Source organism: Streptomyces sp. CG4 (assembly GCF_041080655.1).
Lineage (GTDB): Bacteria > Actinomycetota > Actinomycetes > Streptomycetales > Streptomycetaceae > Streptomyces.
Genome location: NZ_CP163525.1, coordinates 7,406,735 through 7,425,960, shown reverse-complemented (window position 1 = coordinate 7,425,960; position 19,226 = coordinate 7,406,735). Strand labels below are relative to the sequence as shown.

Here is a 19,226-nt window from a genome sequence, read left to right as displayed (position 1 = left end):
CACAAACCCCCCGGGCGGCGCCTATCCACTTGGCGCACCGTCCGCATCATGGATGACCATAGGGATGCGGAAAGCACGAAAGCCCGCTGCGAGAGGAGGCGTCCATGGGATCGGTACGCAAGGCGAGTGCGTGGCTCGGCCTCGTCGACGACAACGATGACGAGCGTTACTACGACGACGAGTACTCCGAGGGCTCCGAGTCCGGGGACGCCTGGGTCACGGACCCCCGGGTGAAGGTGGCCACGGACACGGCCGAGGAGAAGGGCCGCCGGATCGGCACGGTCACCCCGGACAGCTTCCGGGACGCCCGCGCCATCGGCGAGCTGTTCCGGGACGGGGTCCCGGTCATCATGAACCTCACGGCGATGGAGCCCGCCGACGCCAAGCGCGTGGTCGACTTCGCGGCGGGGCTCATCTTCGGTCTGCGCGGCTCGATCGACCGCGTGTCCAACCGGGTGTTCCTGCTGACGCCCGCCGACACGGAGATCATCAGCGGTGAGGCGTCCGGCCAGCGCGACGACGGCTTCTTCAACCAGAGCTGAGGCAGGGCCGCTCGCCGGCCCTGCCCGCCCGGGGCCTCACCGGAAGGCGTCGAGACCGGTGAGCGCCTTGCCCAGCACGAGCTGGTGCATCTCGACGGTGCCCTCGTAGGTGAGCACCGACTCGAGGTTGGTCGCGTGCCGCATCACGGGGTATTCGAGGGAGATCCCGTTGGCGCCGAGGATCGTCCGCGCCGTACGGCAGATCTCGATCGCCTCGCGGACGTTGTTGAGCTTGCCGAAGCTGACCTGCTCGGGGCGCAGGCGGCCGGCGTCCATCCGCCGCCCCAGATGGTGGGCGAGCAGGATGCCCTTGTGCAGTTCGACCGCCATGTCGGCGAGCTTGGCCTGGGTGAGCTGGAAGCCGCCGATGGGCCGCCCGAACTGCTCCCGGGTCTTCGCGTAGTCCAGCGCCGACTCGAAGCTGCTGCGCGCCGCGCCCATCGCGCCCCAGACGATGCCGTACCGGGCGTGGGACAGACAGCTGAGCGGGCCGCGCAGTCCGGTGACCTCCGGGAGTACGGCGTTCGCGGGCAGTCGTACGTCGTCCATCACCAATTCGCTGGTGACCGAGGCGCGCAGGGACCACTTGTGCTTGATCTCGGGCGCCGTGAAGCCGGGGCTGTCGGTGGGCACGACGAAGCCGCGGATGCCGTCCTCGGTCTGCGCCCAGACGACGGCCACCCCGGCGACCGACCCGTTGGTGATCCACATCTTGCGGCCGCTGAGCACCCAGTCGTCGCCGTCCCGCTTGGCGTGGGTGCGCATCGCGGCCGGGTCGGAGCCGTGGTCGGGCTCGGTCAGCCCGAAGCAGCCGATCACCTCGCCGGCCGCCATGCGCGGCAGCCACTGGAGCTTCTGCTCCTCGCTGCCGAACCGGTGGATCGCGTACATGGCGAGGGAGCCCTGCACCGAGACGAGGGACCGGATGCCCGAGTCGGCCGCCTCCAGCTCCAGGCAGGCCAGGCCGTACTGCACGGCCGTGGCACCGGCGCAGCCGTACCCGGTCAGGGACATGCCGAGGGCGCCGAGGGAGCCGAGTTCGCGGGCGAGGTCCCGGATACCGGGCAGCTCCCCCTTCTCGTACCAGTCGGCGACATACGGCAGCACGCGGTCCGCGGCCCAGTCGCGGACGGTGTCCCGGATGGCCAGGTCCTCCGGTTCCAGCAGGTCGTCGATGCCGAGCGGGTCGGCGGGATCGAAGGGGGGCAACTTCGCGGACGCGGACATGGGACACCCTCCGGCACACAAGAAAACTAGCACCGCTAGTCACGGATCGACGCCGACGTTACGGTGCGGTGTCGCGTACGTCCAGTGCGTCAGGCCGTGACGCGGGAGTCCACCACTTCGCGCGGCGCGGGCAGCTCCACCGCCGTCACCGGTTCCGCGCCGCACTGCATGACCCGCGGCAGCCGCAGCGCCATCACCGCGCCCAGCAGCAACAGGCCCGCGCTCACCAGCAGCGTCACATGCAGCCCGTGCACGAAGGAGTCCCGCGCGGCCCGGCGCAGTGCCGCTCCGGCGGACCCGCCGAGGCGTCCGGCGACGGCGTAGGCCTCGCCGAGGGAGTGCCCCGCCGCGTCCGACGCGTGCCGCGGAACGCCCGGCACCGAGCGCAGGTTGGGGGCGTAGGCCGCGTTCATCACGGTACCGAGCAGGGCGATGCCGATGCCGGCGCCGAGCTGGTACGAGGTCTCGCCGATCGCCGCCGCGCCGCCGGCCTGCTCGGCCGGGGCCTCGCTGAGCATCGACTCGTAGGCCCCGAAGAGCGTGGTCTCAAGACCGAAGCCGAGCAGGACGAACCCGCCCAGCAGCAGCTGCGCGTTGTCGGCGGTGCCCATCGCGGTGAGCGTCAGGACCGCGGCGGCGGTCAGCACGAAACCGGCGCACACCATCCGGCGCGGCCCGAAGCGGCGCACCATCCGCGCGCCCGCGAGGCCGGCCGCCATCGCCGCGACGGTCAGGGGCAGCAGGCGCAGGCCGGTCTGCAGCGGGGAGAGCCCGAGGACCAGTTGCAGATACTGGGCGGCGATCAGCTCCAGGCCGACGAGCGCGAGCATCGCCAGCACGATGCAGCCCACCGACGTGCTGAACGCGGGCCGGCGGAACATCCTGAGGTCCACCAGCGGATGCGGGTGCCGCCGCTGCCGCCGTACGAAGAGGACGAGGAGGACCACGCCGGCCAGCAGCGGCAGCACGGTGAAGGGGCTCAGCGGGGCCGCTCCGCCGCCCAGCTGCTTCACACCGAGGACGACACCGAAGAGACCGCCGGCCGCCATCAGGGCGCCGACGACGTCCCAGGGGCCGCTGCGGTCGCCGCGGGACTCGGGCAGCAGGATCCGGCCGACCGGCAGACTGACCAGCATCAGTGGGATGTTGACGAGGAAGACCGCGCCCCACCAGAAGTGCTCCAGCAGAAAGCCGCCGAGCAGCGGGCCGACGGCCGCGCCGACGGCGGCCACCGCGCTCCAGATGCCGATGGCGAGCGCGCGCTCGCGCCGGTCGGGGAAGACCTGCCGCAGGATCGACAGGGTCGCCGGCATGATCATGGCGCCGCCCACGCCGAGCAGGGCGCGGGCGAGGATCAGCGCCTCGGCCGTCGGCGCGAGGGCGGCCAGGGCGGAGGCGACCCCGAACAGGCCGTAGCCGAGCAGCAGCACGCGTCTGCGGCCGATGCGGTCGCCGAGGGTGCCGAAGAGGATCAGCAGCGAGGCGCAGACCAGCGGATAGACGTCGACGATCCACAGCAGTTCCAGGGCACCGGGCTTGAGGTCCTCGGTGACGGCGGGGACCGCCACGTGCAGCACGGTCGCGTCGACGGCGACGAGCAGCAGGCTGACGCAGAGGACGACGAGCACGACCCAGCGGTTCGCGCCGGCCGGCCGACGGCGCGGCCGAACGGCAGCCGTGGTCGTCCCGGACATGCGCGTACCTCCCAGATGTGCCGCGCGCGGGGCGGAGCGACGGGGTGGGGACTCCCTGTCGTACGGCCGGAGAGGAGCGGGGTCTCCGGCCCGCGCAAACCCACGCGGGTGACTCGTCAGCGTACGCGAGTCCGCCTCGGGGTCACGTGGCGGACCTCTCACACGCACGACGGAACCCTTGTGGCGTACCCCACACCGCCCCCTCTTGACCACGCCCCGGGGGACGGTCCGGTTCCCTCCCCCGTCGATAATCGAGTCCGTGACCGATCTTGAAACGCGCGTGGACCCACGCCGCGCCCCACTTCTGCGCCGGGCGGCGCCGGCCCTGCTGGGCTATGCGGCCGTCCGCGCGCTGGGGCTGGTCGTGCTGGCGGTGTGGAGCGCCGCGCGCGGCAAGAGCGCGTACACCTTGCTCACCGCCCGCTGGGACTCGCTCTGGTACACCCGGGTCGCCGAGCTGGGGTACGGCTACGAGGTACGGCTGCCGAACGGCGACGTGCACTCCAACCTGGCGTTCTTCCCGCTGCTGCCGTGGCTGGAGCGGTCGCTGCACGCGGTCACGCCGCTGTCGTACGCCGACGCCGGATTCGTGGTCAGCCTGCTCGCCTCGCTCGCCGCGGCCTGCGGGATCTTCGCGGTCGCCGACCGGGTGTACGGCTCCCGGGCGGGGCTCTGCGCCGTACTGCTGTGGGCCGTGCTGCCGGTCGGGATCGTGCAGTCGATGGCGTACAGCGAGTCGCTGTTCACGGCGCTGGCGGCCTGGGCGCTGTACGCGCTGCTGACCGGCCGCTGGGTGTGGGCGGGCACGCTGGCCGCGCTGGCGGGGCTGACCCGGCCGGTGGGGGCGGCGGTGATCGCGGCGGTGTGGGTGACGGGTGTGCTCTCGTTCGTGCGAGACCGGAGCGTGACGCCCGCACCCGGCGCGCACCATGCAGAACGCACCCCGGCGCGCACGCTCGGCGCCCCTGACGGCACGCACGCCCGGGCTCTCACTCCCGGCGCACAGACCCCGATCGCACCGTTCGCCCCATCCGCCCCCGGCCGGCGCCGCGCGCTGGGCATGGTCATCGCACCGCTCGGGGCCGCCGGTTACGTGCTCTGGGTCGGCCGGCGGACCGGGAAGGGACTTTTCGGATATCTGGACGTGCAGGCCGGCTGGCGCAACGGGTTCGACGGCGGCTACGCATTCGCCCGCTTCGTGGCCGACAAGTTCACGTCATTTCCGTCCGCCCTCGCGGGTGCCGGCCTGATCATCGGGGTCGCCCTGCTGCTGTGGCTGTACGTGACCGGCATCCGGCGGCGCCAGCCGGTCGCACTGCTGGTGTACACGGGTGTCGTCCTCGCGCTCGCCCTGTGCGCGTCGAGCTACTTCGGCTCCAAGCCACGGCTGCTGATGCCCGCCTTCCCGGTGCTGCTGCCGCTCGCCTGCGCCCTCGCCCGGCTGCGGATGACCCGATCCGTGCTGGTCACGGCCCTGTTGGCGAGCGCGGCAGCGATCTACGGAGCATTCTGGCTGAACGGCTCCGGTCCCCCATGATCGACATCGGCGGCCCGATGACGCTGCGGAAAATTCCGCGCCAGGGCGAGGTTAACGTAATCATAAGGGCCATATAAACAACACCCGGCATGATCAAAGGAATTGAACGGAACAACCTCGCGGGATTGCGGAATCCCTGGAATTCAGCCCGCCCTTGAGAGGTTTGCCACATCACATCGTCATCACAAACCCGCTGTTTCGACGGGGTTCACAGCTCACTCGCTGTAACGTCGATTGGGTGCGTACCGAACGAAACATCACCCGGCGTCTGGACCGGGTGTTCGCCAGACTCGACCGTGAGCCGGAACGACCGGCCCACATCGATGTGCCAAGGATGAGCCGGCACCGGGTCGTTCTCTTCACCGCGACCCTGGCTTTCTACCTGGCGATCGTGTGGGCCGTGGTGATCACGTCCTGGCTGGTCCGGCTCGACTGGCAGGTCATGTTCTTCCGGCCGTACCAGCAGTGGCCGCAGATCCATGCCCTCCTCGACTACTACGTGGTGCTCGGCCAGCGCGGCCCCACCGCGGTCATGGTCGCGGCCTGGCTCGGCTGGCGCTCCTGGCGGCAGCACACCCTGCGCCCGCTGCTCACCCTCGCCGCATCGCTGCTCCTGCTGAACATCACGGTCGGCGCCGCCAAGTACGGCATGGGGCGCCTCGGTCCGCACTACGCGACCGTGATCGGCTCGAACGAGATGATGCGGGGCGGCGATATATTTCCCAGCGGCCACACCGCCAACGCGGTCGTGACCTGGGGCATCCTGGCCTATCTGGCCTCCACCCCGAGAGCGCGCCGCTGGCTGTCGGCGCTGTCCGCGATCACGGCGCTGGGCGTCGGCCTCACCACCGTCTATCTCGGTACGCACTGGCTGAGCGACGTCCTGCTGGGCTGGGCCGCGGGCCTGCTGATCCTGCTCGCCCTGCCCTGGTTCGAGCCGCTGATCGCCAGGACCGAGACCGCGCTGTTCGATCTGCGCGACCGCTGGCGCGACCGCCGTGGCCGGCCCGTGCCCGAACCGGTCGTCCCGGTCACGCCGGTGGTGCTCAGACCCCGCGGCGCACCGGCCGAGCAGCCGGCCCCGGCGCGCGAGCCGGTCACCTCGGCCCGCGCCGCCCGGGCGATGGCGCATCTGGCCCCGGGACCGCACACGACCCGTTCGGAACGCACCCCGGTCACCCCGGCGGGCAGCCGCCGTCCGCCGCACACCGACCACCGCCTCCCGCGCGGCACCACCCAGCCGGCCCGGCCCGTGACGGGCGGCTGACCCTCCTGGCCGACGGCGGGGCCCGGTACGCACAACCGCCCCGCCCTTACGACGAAGGCCCCGCTTCCCGAAAGAGGGAGACGGGGCCTTCGTCGTACGGACGCCGGAAGCGCCCTGAGGCGGAGCGTCAGCCCTTCCAGGCGCGGGCCACCCGGCCGTCGCGCACCTCGAAGTTCAGGCGTCCCGCCCGGTACTCCATGGTGATGATCGCGTCCGGCGGCAGCGACCGCACCGTCGACCAGCCGCGCTGCCGGGCGAGCCGCTCGGCGTTCGTGGCGTCGAGACCGACGTACCCGTCCGGACTGTCCTGGGGCTCCGCTGGCGGAGTGGGAATCGGTGCCATGCCGCCACGCTAGGCCGCAACCGGAGGTGACGGAAGCCGGGCACGGCCGGGTAAGAGTCGTATCCACCTACGGTCACACTTCTGTCACAGCTTCCCGGTCCCGTTTCCCTCGTGCCGAGTCACACGTACGGGGGTTTCCGTTGGGCTCACCGGTGGAATCGAGCAGAATTCACGGGCCGCGAACCGCCACTCGAAATTGCCCGGCGAAAAAGGGCGGCAGGGACCCGGGCACGCCGAGGAAGAGATTCCCCGCACAATCCGGCGCGATGCCGGAGCGGCTGACGTCGCATAGGAATTTCACGGATTCTGCACACGGCCGGCGTGGGCCCCTGGCGCGCCGGCGGGACCGGGCGCCGCGCCCCGCGCCGGCGCCGCGTCGAGGCGGTCCCGGTTCGTGCTGATCGCCTCGGTCAGCCCGGCGGGCTCGATCACCTCGAACAGGAAGCCCGGCATCATGAGGTGAACGACCATCACCTCCAGGTTCGCCGCGCCGGAGCGCAGGACGCAGGCGTCCGCGCCGTCGGCCTCCAGCGTCCCCGCGGACGGCGAGATCCGCTCGGCGGCCTCGTGCAGCGGCACCAGCAGCCGTACGGCGGAGCGCACGGCGTAGGCACGCGTGGAGACGCCCTTCGAGACATAGGCGGCCAGATCCTCGGCGGGCGGCTCGCGCGGGGTGCAGCGGGGCCCGTGCGGCGGTCTGGGGGTGATGCGGTCGACGCGGAAGGTCCGCCAGTCCGCCCGGTCGACGCCCCAGGCGACCAGATACCAGCGCCGCTCGGTGCACACCAGCCGGAGCGGCTCGACGGTACGGCGGCTGTCCACGCCGTCGTGCGTGCGGTACTCGAAGCGCAGCCGCTCGGAGTCCCGGCACAGGTGCGCGAGTTCGGTGAGGAGTGCCGGGTCCACGGCGTCGGCCGGCGGGCCGCCGCGCAGCATCGGCACGGTGAAGGCGCCCAGGGCGCCCACCCGGCGGCGCAGCCGGTTCGGCAGCACCTGTTCGAGCTTGGCGAGGGCGCGTACGGAGGTCTCGCCTGGGGGCACCTCCCACGCCTTTCGGGCAGTGGGGGACCTCGATGCTCTGGCCCGTGGCGGTGCCGGGGCTGGCGTTGACCGGAGAGCCCAGCTCGCGCAGCCGGTCCACGTCCCGGCGGACGGTGCGCGGGGTGACGCCGAGCCGTTCGGCGTGCGGACAGCCGCTGTCCTCGACGGACAGCGGCTGTTCTGCGCGGGTGCGCGGCGCTCAGAGCGCGCGCGGGTGCTCAGCGCTCAGAGCGCGAGGCGCTGGCCGGGCAGGATCAGGTTCGGGTCGTCGCCGATGACCTTCTTGTTGGCGGCGTAGATCCGCTGCCAGCTGGTCCCGTGCCGGGCGGCGATGGCGCTCAGGGTGTCGCCCTCGCGCACCGTGTAGTCACCACCGCGGGCGTCACCCCGGCCGGAGTGGCTCGCCGGGCGTTCCGGCGCCTTCGCCGGAGCGGAGTCCGACGGCGCGGACTTCGTCGGGGCGGACTTCGTCGTCTCGCCGCCCGTCGAAGCCGTCGTACCGGAGGATCCGGTGTGGTCCGCCACGGGGGCGGCGCCGGAGGCTCCTGCCTGGGCCGAACAGACCGGCCAGGCGCCCCAGCCCTGAGCCTGCTGAACCCTGGCGGCGACGGCGATCTGCGCGCTCCTGGAGGCCTGGTCGGCCGTCGAGGCGTAGGCGGTGCCGCCGTACGCGCGCCAGGTGCCGGCGGAGAACTGGAGCCCGCCGTAGTAGCCGTTGCCGGTGTTGATGTGCCAGTTGCCGCCGCTCTCGCACTGGGCGATGCGGTCCCACACCCCGTTGTCCGCCGCGGCGGCGTTGCCGGTGGCGGCCAGCAGTCCCAGCGGGGCCAGCAGGGCGGCTCCGGCGAGCGCGGCCGTCGTACGGCCCTTGCGGGCGCCGACCGGACGGGCGGTGTTGCGGGTGGTATCGGCACACTCGGACATGTAATTCCCTCTCCACGAACCCGGGCTCCCCCAGGCGGTGCACGTCTCGCCGCGCAGGACCGCGGTTCCTCGTGCCCACCCCGTCCGCGTGGCCGGTACCGGCGTTGCTGCTCTGCCGGTGCCGGGCGTCGGACGCACCCGAGCGGTGCTCGTTGCACACGGCGGAGGAATGTAGGGAGGACGGGCGCCCGGAATCAACCAACTCACCGTCATTCCAGGCCAGTTGCCTGTTACCGCGAGTATCGGCGATTTTCGGCCACCCACTACATCCCTGAATTTCTGGATTTATCGACCAGCGACCGAAGCGGCCTGTGAGCCACTTCACCCCGTCAAGTTCCTTGACTCGATGCGGAGTTGACCGTGAGTAACACATTCCGCACATGATGTGACCGTGTGCGCCGGTTGATGCGAACCGGTTGTCCCCAGAGCGTGACTCCCACCACAGGACGTCCGTTGTCTTCTTCATGAGCCCGGAGTCCCGGGACTCATCGGCCGGGAGCCACCCGGCCGACCCAGCACCGCATCCCGAGGGAGCCACCGTGCCGCGCATGCTCGACGTCAGCGACGCCGTACGCGCCGAGATCGGCGACGAAGAAGCCGACCGGCTGCTCGCCGGAGAGAACGCCCCGGGCAGTTACGACTGCACCTCCTGCCGCACCCCGGGCGACTCCGAGCAGGAGCGCACCAGCACCGTTCTGTTCGTCGGCGACGAGACCGCCGTGCTCGCCTTCGCCCACGCCAGCTGCCTGCCCTCGCAGGTCGTGCAGGTCACCGAGGAGCAGTTGCAGGGAGCCGTCCGGTCCATCGACGGCGTGGCGGGCGGGGCCGCCGCGGGTGCGGCGCGGCACACCACGCCGGAGCAGGCGGTGCTGGGCGTGACCAGCGGACTCGTCCTGATCGAGGGCGAGTTGCACCCCGCGCTCGTCGTCGAGCCGACCTCGGCGATCGTGCGCCCCGGCTCCACCGGGACCGACGACGACTTCCTTCCGCTCCTCATCGAGCAGGGGTTCATGCCGGTGACCGAGCTGTCGTCCGTGCCGGGGGTGCTGCACGGCTGGTCGGTGCTGCTCGCCATGGGGCAGTTGCATGCGGTGCTGCAGCCCTCGGCGGGCGGCGGGCAGCCGGTCGCCTGGTGGCAGGCGCATCAGCCGCTGCAGGTGACGGACGGGTGGCGGGCCGCGGCGAACAAGCATCAGCAGGTGCTGATGTTCGCGGCGCCGGTGGGGTCGATCGGGCGGCAGCCGCGCGAGGACCTCCTGCGGGGGTCTCTCGACAAGTCGGCGGCGCGGGGGAAGTTGGTGGGGGCGGCGCTTCCTCTTGCCGGTACGTGACTTTTGCACCCTAGGGGCAGCGGGCTGCTGCACAGGGGCGGGGGCGGGCGCGCTCCGGCTTCTCGCGCCCGCGCGGAAGAGCCGCACAGTGATGCAGCCTCGCGCCCCCAAAGGCATGCGGCGAACCGCATCTCTTTGAGGGTGCCGTCGTTTGGACATACGTGCACGGATACGACACTCCTCCCCGCCGGTCATCGTTCTCCCCCATCACGTCGCCCATTCCGTCCGCGCGGACGGGGCAGGAAGGAGCTGCTGGAGCCTCGGCCACGCCGATCTACGACATGCTGTACACGGAGTGGGTCAAGGCCTTCCGCACGCTGCCGGGGGACCGGAGCGGGGAGGAGGGGCTGCGGTTCAGCCCATTCGGTCAGCTCTCGGAGCGCACGGGCACCTACGGCGGGCATCGGCCGGGGTCGTTCAGCAGCTCCTACAGCGCCTACAGCGCCGGGGCGTACAGCGCGCGGCAGCAGTCGCAGTGGCAGCGGATCGGCACGCTGGGGCGGCAGCACGAGGACACCGGGATGCACCACGTGCCGGCGGCGCTGCCGCCGGGACCGCGCCGGGGCATGTGACCGGCGAACGTGAAGGGCGGCCCCTGGGCGTCGGGCTCCAGGGGCCGCCCTTCATGTCGTCACGCCGTTACTTCTTCTTCGCGCCGCGCTTCTCGCGCACCCGTACCGAGATATGGATCGGGGTGCCGTCGAAGCCGAACTCCTCGCGCAGTCGGCGCTCGATGAAGCGGCGGTAGCCCGCCTCGATGAAGCCGGACGCGAAGAGGACGAACCGCGGGGGCTTGGTGCCGGCCTGGGTGCCGAAGAGGATGCGCGGCTGCTTGCCGCCCCGGACCGGGTGCGGGTGGGCCGAGACCAGCTCGCCGAGGAAGGCGTTGAGGCGGCCGGTGGGGACGCGGGTCTCCCAGCCGGCGAGGGCGGTCTCGATGGCGGGGACCAGCTTCTCCATGTGCCGCCCTGTGCGCGCCGAGACGTTCACCCGCGGGGCCCAGGTGACCTGGCCCAGCTCGGTCTCGATCTCCCGCTCCAGGTAGTAGCGGCGCTCCTCGTCGAGGGTGTCCCACTTGTTGTAGGCGATGACCATCGCGCGGCCCGCCTCGACGGCCATGGTGATGATCCGCTGGTCCTGCACGGAGATGTTCTCGGAGGCGTCGATCAGGACGACCGCGACCTCGGCCTTCTCCACGGCGGCCGCGGTGCGCAGCGAGGCGTAGTAGTCGGCGCCCTGCTGGAGGTGGACGCGCTTGCGGATACCGGCCGTGTCGACGAACTTCCAGGTGATACCGCCCAGTTCGATCAGCTCGTCGACCGGGTCGCGGGTGGTGCCCGCCATTTCGTTGACGACGACGCGCTCCTCGCCGGCGACCTGGTTCAGCAGGGAGGACTTGCCGACGTTCGGGCGGCCGATCAGGGCGATGCGGCGCGGACCGCCGATGCCGCTGCCGCCGAAGCTCTCGCGCGGGGCGTCCGGCAGGACCTCCAGGACGGCGTCCAGCATGTCGCCGGTGCCGCGGCCGTGCAGGGCGGAGACGGGGTGCGGCTCGCCGAGGCCGAGGTTCCACAGGTAGGCCGCGTCGGCCTCGCCGCTCGGGCCGTCGACCTTGTTGGCGCACAGCACGACCGGCTTGCCGGCCTTGCGCAGCAGCCGGACGACCGCCTCGTCGGTGTCGGTGGCGCCGACCTTGGCGTCCACGACGAAGACGACGGCGTCGGCCGCCTCGATCGCGTACTCGGCCTGGGCGGCCACGGAGGCGTCGATACCGAGGACGTCCTGCTCCCAGCCGCCCGTGTCGACGACCTTGAAGCGGCGGCCGGCCCACTCGGCCTCGTAGGTGACGCGGTCGCGGGTGACGCCGGGCTTGTCCTCGACGACCGCCTCACGGCGGCCGATCATCCGGTTCACCAGGGTCGACTTGCCGACATTGGGGCGGCCGACGACGGCGAGCACGGGCAGCGGACCGTGGCCCGCCGCCTCGATGGCGCCCTCGACGTCCTCGATGTCGAAGCCCTCTTCCGCGGCGAGCTCCATGAACTCCGCGTACTCGGCGTCGCCGAGCGCCCCGTGGTCGTACTCGTGCTCAGCCGAGTCGCCGGGCTGGATGTCGTCGTTCATGTAGTCCGTACCTCGTCGTTCATCGTGGTGATCGGTGGAACAGGCCCTGATGGGATGAACCCCGGTGGGCTGATCCACTACTCAAGTGTCGCCTAGCGCCCGGTCAGGCGCCTGGCGTTTTCCAGGTGGCTGGTGAGCTGCTTCTGGATGCGCTCGGTCGCCTCGTCCAGCGCCCTGCGCGTACGCCGCCCGGTGCCGTCGCCCGCGTCGAAGGGGTCGCCGAAGACGACGTCGACACGGGAGCGCAGCGGGGGCAGCGCCTTTATCAACCGGCCCGGCCTGTCGGTGCTTCCCAGTACGGCGATGGGCACGATCGGTGCCCCGCTCCGTACCGCGAAGTAGGCGAGCCCGGCGCGCAGGGAGGCGAAATCGCCCTCGCCGCGGGTGCCCTCCGGGAAGATACCCAGCACGCCGCCGTTCTCCAGCACGCCGAGCGCCTGGGTGATGGCGGTGCGGTCGGCGGTCGTCCGGTCCACCTTCAGCTGACCGATGCCGGTCAGGAAGGGGCCCAGCGGGCCGACGTACGCCTCCTTCTTGATCAGGAAGTGCGTCGGCCGGGGTGCCACGCCCATGACCATCGGGCCGTCGATGTTGTGGGAGTGGTTCACCGCGAAGATCACCGGGCCGTCGGCGGGCACCTTCCAGGCGCCGAGCACGCGCGGCTTCCACAGTCCGTACATCAGGCCGACGCCGATGCGCCGGCCGACCTCGGCACCCTTCAGGGAGGGCTCGGAGGGCTGGCTCACTTCCCCGCTCGCTTCTCCTCGACCAGGGTGACGACGCACTCGATGACCTGGGCGAGGGTGAGCTCGGTGGTGTCCACCTCGACCGCGTCGTCGGCCTTGGCGAGCGGCGAGGTCTTGCGGGAGGAGTCGGCCGCGTCCCGCTTGATCAGCGCCTCGCGGGTGGTGTGCACGTCGGCGCCCTTCAGCTCGCCGCTGCGGCGGGCCGCGCGGGCCTCCGGGGAGGCGGTGAGGAAGATCTTCAGGTCGGCGTCCGGCAGCACCGTCGTACCGATGTCACGGCCCTCGACCACGATGCCCTGCTCCGCGCCGGCGGCGATCGAGCGCTGCAGCTCGGTGATCAGGGAGCGCACCTCGGGGACCGCGCTGACCGCGCTGACCTTGGCGGTGACCTCCTGGGTGCGGATGGGGCCGGCCACGTCGGTGCCGTCGACCGTGATGGTCGGGCCCGCCGGGTCGGTGCCGGAGACGATCTCCGGCTTGCCCGCGACGGCGGCGATGGCGGTCGGGTCCTCCAGGTCGATGCCGTTGGTCACCATCCACCAGGTGATCGCCCGGTACTGGGCGCCGGTGTCCAGGTAGCTCAGGCCGAGCTGCGCGGCGACGGCCTTCGACGTGCTCGACTTGCCCGTGCCGGAGGGGCCGTCGATCGCGACGATCACGGGCTGGGCGGTCGGGGCGGCGCCGTTTTCCACGGAGGGACACCTTCCTGGTGCGGTGTGGGCGGGTACGGGGAGCGAGAGCGCCCTGCACAAGGTTACTGGGTGCGGGTCACTCGTCCGGACGCCTGTGGATGGTCTACTGCCGCAGCGCCCAGCCCCGCTCCCGCAGTGCGTCCTTCAGGACGGCCGCCGACTTCGGTTCGACCATGAGCTGGACCAGGCCGGCCTGCTGCCCGGTGGCGTGCTCGATGCGGACGTCCTCGATGTTGACCCCGGCCCGTCCCGCGTCGGCGAAGATGCGGGCCAGCTGGCCGGGCTGGTCGTCGATGAGGACGACGACGGTCTCGTACACGCGCGGCGCGCTGCCGTGCTTGCCGGGCACCCGTACCTGGCCGGCGTTCCCGCGGCGCAGTACGTCCTCGATGCCCGCGGTGCCCTCGCGCCGCTTGGCGTCGTCGGAGGACTGCAGGCCGCGCAGCGCCTCGACGGTCTCGCCCAGGTCGGCGGCGACGTCGGAGAGCAGGTCGGCGACCGGGCCCGGGTTCGCGGACAGGATGTCGATCCACATGCGCGGATCGGAGGCGGCGATCCGGGTCACGTCCCGGATGCCCTGCCCGCACAGCCGTACGGCGGCCTCCTCGGCGTGCTCCAGGCGCGCGGCGACCATGCTGGACACCAGGTGGGGCATGTGGGAGACGAGGGCGACGGCGCGGTCGTGGGCGTCGGCGTCCATGACGACCGGTACGGCCCGGCAGTGCGAGACCAGCTCCAGGGCGAGGTTCAGCACCTCGGTGTCGGTGTCCCGGGTCGGGGTGAGCACCCAGGGGCGGCCCTCGAAGAGGTCGGCGGTCGCGGCCAGCGGGCCGGACTTCTCGCGCCCGGACATCGGGTGGGTGCCGATGTACGCCGACAGGTCCAGGCCGAGCGCCTCCAGCTCGCGGCGCGGGCCGCCCTTGACGCTGGCCACGTCGGCATAGCCGCGGGCCACGCCCCGGCGCATGGCGTCGGCGAGCACGCCGGCCACGTGCGCGGGCGGGGCGGCCACGATCGCGAGGTCGACGGGGCCCGCGGGGGTGTCGTCGGTGCCGGCGCCCAGCACGGCGGCGGTACGGGCCTGCTCGGGGTCGTGGTCGGCGAGGTGGACGGTGACGCCGCGCTGGACGAGGGCCAGGGCGGCGGAGGTGCCGATGAGGCCGGTGCCGATGACGAGTGCGGTTCTCACTGGGCGATGTCCTTGCGCAGGGCGGCCGCGGCGCCGAGGTAGACGTGGTTGATGTCGGCGCGGGAGCGGTCCGACTCGATGTGCGCGAGGAGCCGTACGACCCGGGGCATGGCGCCCTCGATCGCCAGTTCCTGGGCGCAGATCAGCGGCACGTCGACGATGCCGAGCCCCCGCGCGGCGGCCGCCGGGAAGTCGCTGTGCAGGTCGGGTGTGGCCGTGAACCAGATGCTGATCAGGTCGTCGGTGCTCAGCCCGTTCCGCTCCAGGACCGCGGTGAGCAGGGCTCCGACCTGCTCGTCCATGTGCCCGGCCTCGTCCCGCTCCAGTTGGACGGCCCCCCGGACCGCTCGTACCGCCACGACGCTGCTCCCTGCTGACGTGCGATCTGTTCTTGGTCCGTCCAGGGTAGTCAGCCTGCGCGCGCGAGGTACGGGTCGCCCGATCGCTGAGACGATGCGAGGCATCCGATTTCTGGCGATTTCGACCTTGTACGGAGGCAGACATGACCGAGGACGTGAAGCGGCGCACGGTTCTGGCGACGGGTGCGGCTGCGGCGATCGTGACACCCGTCGCGGCATGCGGCGGCGGCACCAAGAGCAGCGGCAGCGCCAGCAGCGCCGAGACCGGCGGCAGCACCAGCGGCGCCGGCCACAGCACCGAGAGCGCGAGCGGCATCAAGACCGCGGCCACCGGCGCGGAGCTGGGCAGGACCAGTGACATCCCGGAGGGCGGCGGCAAGATCTTCAAGGATCAGAAGGTCGTCGTGACCCAGCCGACGAAGGGCCACTTCAAGGCCTTCTCGGCCATCTGCACGCACCTGGGCTGCACGGTGAACACGGTCGCGAACGGCACGATCGACTGCCCGTGTCACGGCAGCAAGTTCCACATCGCCGACGGCTCGGTGGCGCACGGCCCGGCGACCAAGCCGCTCCCCGCGAAGTCGATCAAGGTGGAGAAGAAATCGATCCGTCTGACGTGACGGGTCCGCGTACGCTCCCGGCATGCAGCCCGAGAGCCTGGTACGCGACCACACCGTTTACGCCTGTGTCATGGGCTCGCGGGCCTTCGGTCTGGCGACGGACACCAGCGACACCGACCGTCGGGGTGTCTTCCTCGCCCCCACTCCCCTGTTCTGGCGGTTCGAGAAGCCGCCGACCCATGTCGAGGGGCCGGGCGAGGAGCAGTTCTCCTGGGAGCTGGAGCGGTTCTGCGAACTGGCGCTGCGTGGCAATCCGAACATCCTGGAGTGCCTGCACTCCCCGCTGGTGGAGCACTTGGACGACACCGGCCGGGAGCTGCTGTCCCTGCGCGGCGCCTTCCTCTCCCGCCGGGCCTACGACACCTTCACGCGCTATGCGCTCGGCCAGCGCAGGAAGCTCGACGCCGGCGTCCGTACGACGGGCGTCCCGCGCTGGAAGCACGCCATGCATCTGCTGCGTCTGCTGACGAGCGCCCGCGACCTGCTCCGCACCGGTGAGCTGCGGATCGACGTCGGCGACCGGCGCGAGGCGCTGCTCGCGGTGAAGCGCGGCGAGGTCCCCTGGGCCGAGGTGGAGGCGTGGATGGCCCGGCTGGGGGCGGAGACGGAGCAGGCCCTGCTCCGCACCCCGCTCCCGCCCGAGCCGGATCACGCGCGCGTGGCCGACTTCCTGTTCCGGGTACGCCGGGACTCAGCCCTGCAGACGGACGCGTATCACGAAGTCGTGCAGGGCGTCGTACGCGCTGGGGGCGTCGGGCAGCGCTGAGGCGGACTGGGCCTCGTCCAGTACGGCGTGCAGGCGCTCCACGTCGGCCTCCACGCGCGCGTGCGGGACATCGGCCGTGCCGTGTTCCCGCTCGCCCTTGGCGGCTATCAGCTCGGGCAGATAGCCGGGTGCGTCGATCTGCTCAAGGAGCGTGGGCAGGTGGGCCTGGACCTCGCCGCTGCGCATGAGGTGGATGCCGGTGAGCAGCACCCGGAACGTGTAGAGCAGCGGCTTGAGTTCGCCGGTCTTCTCGAACAGCCGCCACTGGGTCACCGCGAACCCCCGGTAGTGGTGGGCGTGGTGGCTGGTGAGAACGCCCGGGGCGAGCGCGGCCAGCTCCCGGTGCGGGTCGCCGCTGTGCACGACCAGCGGGGAGAGCAGCTGCTCCAGGACATAGCCGTTGCGGCGCAGCATCAGCCGGACGAACTTGCGCAGATCGTGGGTGACGAGGTCCAGCTCGACGCCGTAGCGCACCCAGGTACGCGAACGGGTCTCCTCCGGCTCGGCCAGCCCGACGAGGTCGGCCACCGGGAGCAGATGGACGCCCCGCAGGTCCACGTCCGAGTCCTGCGAGGGGAAGCCGTACAGGTGGGCTCCGGAGACGGTCGCGAACAGCAGCGGGTCGGGCTGTTCCGCGACCACGGGCGCGAGGTCGAGGTCTTCGATCATGGTCCTAAGCGTCCCAGAGCGCCCCGAGGGCCAAAAGGCCGCCTCGGTACTCGATCCGCTCGGCCCAGTCGGCCGGCCAGGCCTGTGCGCCCACCCAGGCGCCTGCGAACGCGCCGGTCAGGCAGGCGATGGAGTCGGAGTCGCCGACGGTGCAGGCGGCCCGGCGCAGGGCGGTGACGGGCTCGTCGGGGAAGAGCAGGAAACACAGCAGCCCGGTGGCGAGGGCCTCTTCGGCGATCCAGCCCTCGCCGGTGGCCAGGCACGGGTCGGTCTCCGGGGAGACACTCCGCACGGCCTCCTGGAGCCGGTCCAGGATCGCCAGGCACTCGTCCCAGCCGCGCGCGATGAAGTGCTCGGGGCTGGGGTCCTGGGACCGGGTCCACAGGTCGCCGAGCCAGGTGTGGTCGTAGTGCGTGCGGTGGTCGAGGGCGTACGAGCGCAGCTGTCCGACCAGTCCGGTCGGGTCGGTGCCCCGGGCGAGGAGGTGGACCGCGTGGGCGGTGAGGTCGGAGGCGGCGAGGGCGGTGGGGTGGCCGTGGGTGAGCGCGGACTGCAACTGGGCGGCGCCGGCGCGCTGTTCGTCGCTCAGGCCGGGGGCGAGCCCGACGGGGGCGACCCGCATGTTGGCGCCGCAGCCCTTGGAGCCGACCTGGCTGGCGTCCTGCCAGGCCCGGCCCTCCTCCTTCAGCAGGCGGCACGCGGTCAGGCAGGTGCGGCCCGGGGCGCGGTTGTTCTCCGGCGAGTCGTACCAGTCCACGAACTCCTCGCGCAGCGGCCGCTCCAGCCGCTTCGGTGCGAGGAAGCCGCGGTCCATGGCCGTCCTGAGCGCGCGGCCGACCGCGAGGGTCATCTGGGTGTCGTCGGAGACGTAGGCGTGCCGCGGCAGCTCCATCTCCCGCCAGGGCCCGCACTTGGCGAGGATCGACGGCACGTCGTTGAACTCGGTCGGGAAGCCGAGGGCGTCCCCGAGGGCGAGGCCCAGCAGCGTTCCGGTGGCCGCGCGCTTGGACATAGGATCACCATCCCCCTTTATCGTCACCCTGACAATAAAGGGGGATGGTGATCAGACGCAAGCGACGATCAGAGATCGACTTCCTTCATCAGCATCCCGACCTCGGTGTTGGACAGGCGGCGCAGCCAGCCCGACTTCTGGTCGCCGAGGGTGATGGGGCCGAAGGCGGTGCGGACCAGCTTCTCGACCGGGAAGCCGGCCTCCGCCAGCATGCGCCGCACGATGTGCTTGCGGCCCTCGTGCAGGGTCACCTCGACCAGGTAGTTCTTGCCGGTCTGCTCCACGACCCGGAAGTGGTCCGCGCGGGCGTAGCCGTCCTCCAGCTGGATGCCGTCCTTGAGGCGCTTGCCGAGGTCGCGCGGGATCGGGCCGACGATGGCGGCGAGATAGGTCTTCTTCACGCCGTACTTGGGGTGGGTGAGACGGTGCGCCAGCTCGCCGTGGTTGGTGAGCAGGATGACGCCCTCGGTCTCGGTGTCCAGCCGGCCGACGTGGAAGAGCCGCGTCTCACGGTTGGTGACGTAGTCCCCGAGGCACTGCCGGCCCTCCGGGTCCTCCATCGTCGAGACGACACCGGCGGGCTTGTTCAGCGAGAAGAACTGGTACGACTGCGTCGCGACCGTCAGGCCGTCGACCTTGACCTCGTCCTTCTCCGGGTCGACCCGGCGGCCCTGCTCCAGGACGATCTCGCCGTTGATCTCGACCCGCGCCTGCTCGATCAGCTCCTCGCAGGCCCGCCGCGAGCCGTAGCCGGCGCGCGCGAGGACCTTCTGCAGCCGCTCGCCCTCCTGCTCGGCGCCCGGGAAGGTCTTGGGCGGCTTGACGTCCTTCTTGCCGGCGTAGCGCTCGCGGTTGCGCTCCTCGGCCTGCGCCTCGTACTCACGCGAGCGCCCGGGGGCCGTACGGCCGCGCCCGCCGCCCTGCTGGGACTGCTTGGGGCCGCCCTTGGCGCCGCCGCGGGCCGCGCCGCCGCGGCCGGACTTGGGGCCTTCCGGGGAGGCGCCGGGGCCCACGTCGTAGCGGCGCTCCTCGGGGCGGGGCTTGCGGGGACGGCCCTGCCCCTGCCGCTCGTCCCGGTTGTTGCCGGCGCCGCGGTAGTTACCGCGCCCGCCACTCTTGCCGCTGCCGCTGCTTCGCATCAAA

19 protein-coding genes and 1 pseudogene are annotated in these 19,226 nt (G+C 71.7%); 7 read left to right on the top strand and 13 right to left on the bottom strand.

Annotated elements, in window-relative coordinates; translation table 11 throughout:
- Window positions 1-104 precede the first annotated feature (104 nt).
- Window positions 105-542: a cell division protein SepF gene (locus AB5L52_RS33935; RefSeq protein WP_351022257.1), complete on the top strand. Its 438-nt coding sequence runs from the start codon at window positions 105-107 to the stop codon at window positions 540-542.
- Window positions 543-578: 36 nt separating this feature from the next.
- On the opposite strand, the gene AB5L52_RS33930 is transcribed toward AB5L52_RS33935, so the two are convergent.
- Both AB5L52_RS33930 and AB5L52_RS33925 read right to left on the bottom strand, forming a co-directional pair.
- Window positions 579-1,769 carry an acyl-CoA dehydrogenase family protein gene (locus tag AB5L52_RS33930; RefSeq protein WP_351022259.1) on the bottom strand — a complete coding sequence of 397 codons (1,191 nt, stop codon included), beginning with the start codon at window positions 1,767-1,769 and terminating at the stop codon, window positions 579-581.
- 89 nt (window positions 1,770-1,858) lie between these two features.
- On the bottom strand, window positions 1,859-3,463 hold the full coding sequence (locus AB5L52_RS33925; RefSeq protein ID WP_369367520.1) for an MFS transporter: 1,605 nt from the start codon (window positions 3,461-3,463) through the stop codon (window positions 1,859-1,861).
- Between the two features lie 259 nt (window positions 3,464-3,722).
- Here AB5L52_RS33925 and AB5L52_RS33920 point away from each other — a divergent pair, with 259 nt between their 5' ends.
- The gene (locus AB5L52_RS33920; RefSeq protein ID WP_369367519.1) at window positions 3,723-5,000 is read left to right on the top strand and encodes a glycosyltransferase family 39 protein; all 1,278 of its coding nucleotides are present in this window, start codon (window positions 3,723-3,725) and stop codon (window positions 4,998-5,000) included.
- Between the two features lie 238 nt (window positions 5,001-5,238).
- The gene (locus AB5L52_RS33915) at window positions 5,239-6,267 is read left to right on the top strand and encodes a phosphatase PAP2 family protein (RefSeq protein ID WP_351022266.1); all 1,029 of its coding nucleotides are present in this window, start codon (window positions 5,239-5,241) and stop codon (window positions 6,265-6,267) included.
- 127 nt (window positions 6,268-6,394) lie between these two features.
- Here AB5L52_RS33915 and AB5L52_RS33910 read toward each other — a convergent pair whose 3' ends face one another.
- The 3 genes and pseudogenes from AB5L52_RS33910 to AB5L52_RS33900 all read right to left on the bottom strand — a co-directional run bounded on the left by AB5L52_RS33910 (window position 6,395) and on the right by AB5L52_RS33900 (window position 8,575).
- A complete protein-coding gene (locus tag AB5L52_RS33910) occupies window positions 6,395-6,610 on the bottom strand; it encodes an I78 family peptidase inhibitor (RefSeq protein ID WP_351567619.1) in 216 nt (71 codons plus the stop codon).
- A 297-nt stretch (window positions 6,611-6,907) separates the two neighbouring features.
- Window positions 6,908-7,793: pseudogene (locus AB5L52_RS33905) on the bottom strand (helix-turn-helix transcriptional regulator); the annotation flags it as partial.
- An 83-nt stretch (window positions 7,794-7,876) separates the two neighbouring features.
- Window positions 7,877-8,575, bottom strand: coding sequence for a transglycosylase family protein (locus AB5L52_RS33900; protein WP_369367518.1), 699 nt, complete (start codon window positions 8,573-8,575; stop codon window positions 7,877-7,879).
- A 539-nt stretch (window positions 8,576-9,114) separates the two neighbouring features.
- On the opposite strand from AB5L52_RS33900, the gene AB5L52_RS33895 reads away from it, so the two are divergent.
- Window positions 9,115-9,906 carry a hypothetical protein gene (locus AB5L52_RS33895; protein WP_351022274.1) on the top strand — a complete coding sequence of 264 codons (792 nt, stop codon included), beginning with the start codon at window positions 9,115-9,117 and terminating at the stop codon, window positions 9,904-9,906.
- A 161-nt stretch (window positions 9,907-10,067) separates the two neighbouring features.
- Window positions 10,068-10,478: a hypothetical protein gene (locus AB5L52_RS33890; protein WP_351567626.1), complete on the top strand. Its 411-nt coding sequence runs from the start codon at window positions 10,068-10,070 to the stop codon at window positions 10,476-10,478.
- A gap of 67 nt (window positions 10,479-10,545) precedes the next feature.
- Here the strand turns inward: AB5L52_RS33890 and der are convergent, their stop codons facing one another.
- The 5 genes from der to aroH form a co-directional block, all read right to left on the bottom strand.
- Window positions 10,546-12,030, bottom strand: coding sequence for a ribosome biogenesis GTPase Der (der, locus tag AB5L52_RS33885; RefSeq protein WP_351022279.1), 1,485 nt, complete (start codon window positions 12,028-12,030; stop codon window positions 10,546-10,548).
- Between the two features lie 92 nt (window positions 12,031-12,122).
- Window positions 12,123-12,710 carry a lysophospholipid acyltransferase family protein gene (locus tag AB5L52_RS33880; protein ID WP_369369015.1) on the bottom strand — a complete coding sequence of 196 codons (588 nt, stop codon included), beginning with the start codon at window positions 12,708-12,710 and terminating at the stop codon, window positions 12,123-12,125.
- A 62-nt stretch (window positions 12,711-12,772) separates the two neighbouring features.
- Window positions 12,773-13,468 carry a (d)CMP kinase gene (cmk, locus tag AB5L52_RS33875; protein WP_351567632.1) on the bottom strand — a complete coding sequence of 232 codons (696 nt, stop codon included), beginning with the start codon at window positions 13,466-13,468 and terminating at the stop codon, window positions 12,773-12,775.
- 103 nt (window positions 13,469-13,571) lie between these two features.
- Window positions 13,572-14,657, bottom strand: a complete 1,086-nt coding sequence (locus AB5L52_RS33870; protein ID WP_351022285.1) for a prephenate dehydrogenase — start codon at window positions 14,655-14,657, stop codon at window positions 13,572-13,574.
- The gene (aroH, locus tag AB5L52_RS33865) at window positions 14,654-15,016 is read right to left on the bottom strand and encodes a chorismate mutase (protein WP_351022287.1); all 363 of its coding nucleotides are present in this window, start codon (window positions 15,014-15,016) and stop codon (window positions 14,654-14,656) included. The genes AB5L52_RS33870 and aroH overlap by 4 nt, the downstream gene beginning before the upstream one ends.
- 143 nt (window positions 15,017-15,159) lie before the next feature.
- On the opposite strand from aroH, the gene AB5L52_RS33860 reads away from it, so the two are divergent.
- The gene (locus tag AB5L52_RS33860) at window positions 15,160-15,636 is read left to right on the top strand and encodes a Rieske 2Fe-2S domain-containing protein (RefSeq protein ID WP_351567636.1); all 477 of its coding nucleotides are present in this window, start codon (window positions 15,160-15,162) and stop codon (window positions 15,634-15,636) included.
- Between the two features lie 22 nt (window positions 15,637-15,658).
- The gene (locus AB5L52_RS33855; RefSeq protein ID WP_369367517.1) at window positions 15,659-16,402 is read left to right on the top strand and encodes a nucleotidyltransferase domain-containing protein; all 744 of its coding nucleotides are present in this window, start codon (window positions 15,659-15,661) and stop codon (window positions 16,400-16,402) included.
- On the opposite strand, the gene AB5L52_RS33850 is transcribed toward AB5L52_RS33855, so the two are convergent.
- The 3 genes from AB5L52_RS33850 to AB5L52_RS33840 form a co-directional block, all read right to left on the bottom strand.
- The gene (locus AB5L52_RS33850) at window positions 16,328-17,071 is read right to left on the bottom strand and encodes a nucleotidyltransferase domain-containing protein (protein WP_369367516.1); all 744 of its coding nucleotides are present in this window, start codon (window positions 17,069-17,071) and stop codon (window positions 16,328-16,330) included. The genes AB5L52_RS33855 and AB5L52_RS33850 overlap by 75 nt on opposite strands.
- Before the next feature lie 4 nt (window positions 17,072-17,075).
- The gene (locus tag AB5L52_RS33845; RefSeq protein ID WP_369367515.1) at window positions 17,076-18,083 is read right to left on the bottom strand and encodes an ADP-ribosylglycohydrolase family protein; all 1,008 of its coding nucleotides are present in this window, start codon (window positions 18,081-18,083) and stop codon (window positions 17,076-17,078) included.
- A 68-nt stretch (window positions 18,084-18,151) separates the two neighbouring features.
- On the bottom strand, window positions 18,152-19,222 hold the full coding sequence (locus AB5L52_RS33840) for a pseudouridine synthase (protein ID WP_369367514.1): 1,071 nt from the start codon (window positions 19,220-19,222) through the stop codon (window positions 18,152-18,154).
- Between the last annotated feature and the right edge of the window lie 4 nt (window positions 19,223-19,226).

Coding starts and splice junctions, on each gene's coding strand:
- AB5L52_RS33935 (WP_351022257.1), top strand. CDS start 105: ATGGGATCGGTACGCAAGGCGAGTGCGTGGCTCGGCCTCGTCGACGAC.
- AB5L52_RS33930 (WP_351022259.1), bottom strand. CDS start 1,769: ATGTCCGCGTCCGCGAAGTTGCCCCCCTTCGATCCCGCCGACCCGCTC.
- AB5L52_RS33925 (WP_369367520.1), bottom strand. CDS start 3,463: ATGTCCGGGACGACCACGGCTGCCGTTCGGCCGCGCCGTCGGCCGGCC.
- AB5L52_RS33910 (WP_351567619.1), bottom strand. CDS start 6,610: ATGGCACCGATTCCCACTCCGCCAGCGGAGCCCCAGGACAGTCCGGAC.
- AB5L52_RS33900 (WP_369367518.1), bottom strand. CDS start 8,575: ATGTCCGAGTGTGCCGATACCACCCGCAACACCGCCCGTCCGGTCGGC.
- der (WP_351022279.1), bottom strand. CDS start 12,030: ATGAACGACGACATCCAGCCCGGCGACTCGGCTGAGCACGAGTACGAC.
- AB5L52_RS33880 (WP_369369015.1), bottom strand. CDS start 12,710: ATGTACGGACTGTGGAAGCCGCGCGTGCTCGGCGCCTGGAAGGTGCCC.
- AB5L52_RS33860 (WP_351567636.1), top strand. CDS start 15,160: ATGACCGAGGACGTGAAGCGGCGCACGGTTCTGGCGACGGGTGCGGCT.
- AB5L52_RS33855 (WP_369367517.1), top strand. CDS start 15,659: ATGCAGCCCGAGAGCCTGGTACGCGACCACACCGTTTACGCCTGTGTC.
- AB5L52_RS33850 (WP_369367516.1), bottom strand. CDS start 17,071: ATGATCGAAGACCTCGACCTCGCGCCCGTGGTCGCGGAACAGCCCGAC.
- AB5L52_RS33845 (WP_369367515.1), bottom strand. CDS start 18,083: ATGTCCAAGCGCGCGGCCACCGGAACGCTGCTGGGCCTCGCCCTCGGG.
- AB5L52_RS33840 (WP_369367514.1), bottom strand. CDS start 19,222: ATGCGAAGCAGCGGCAGCGGCAAGAGTGGCGGGCGCGGTAACTACCGC.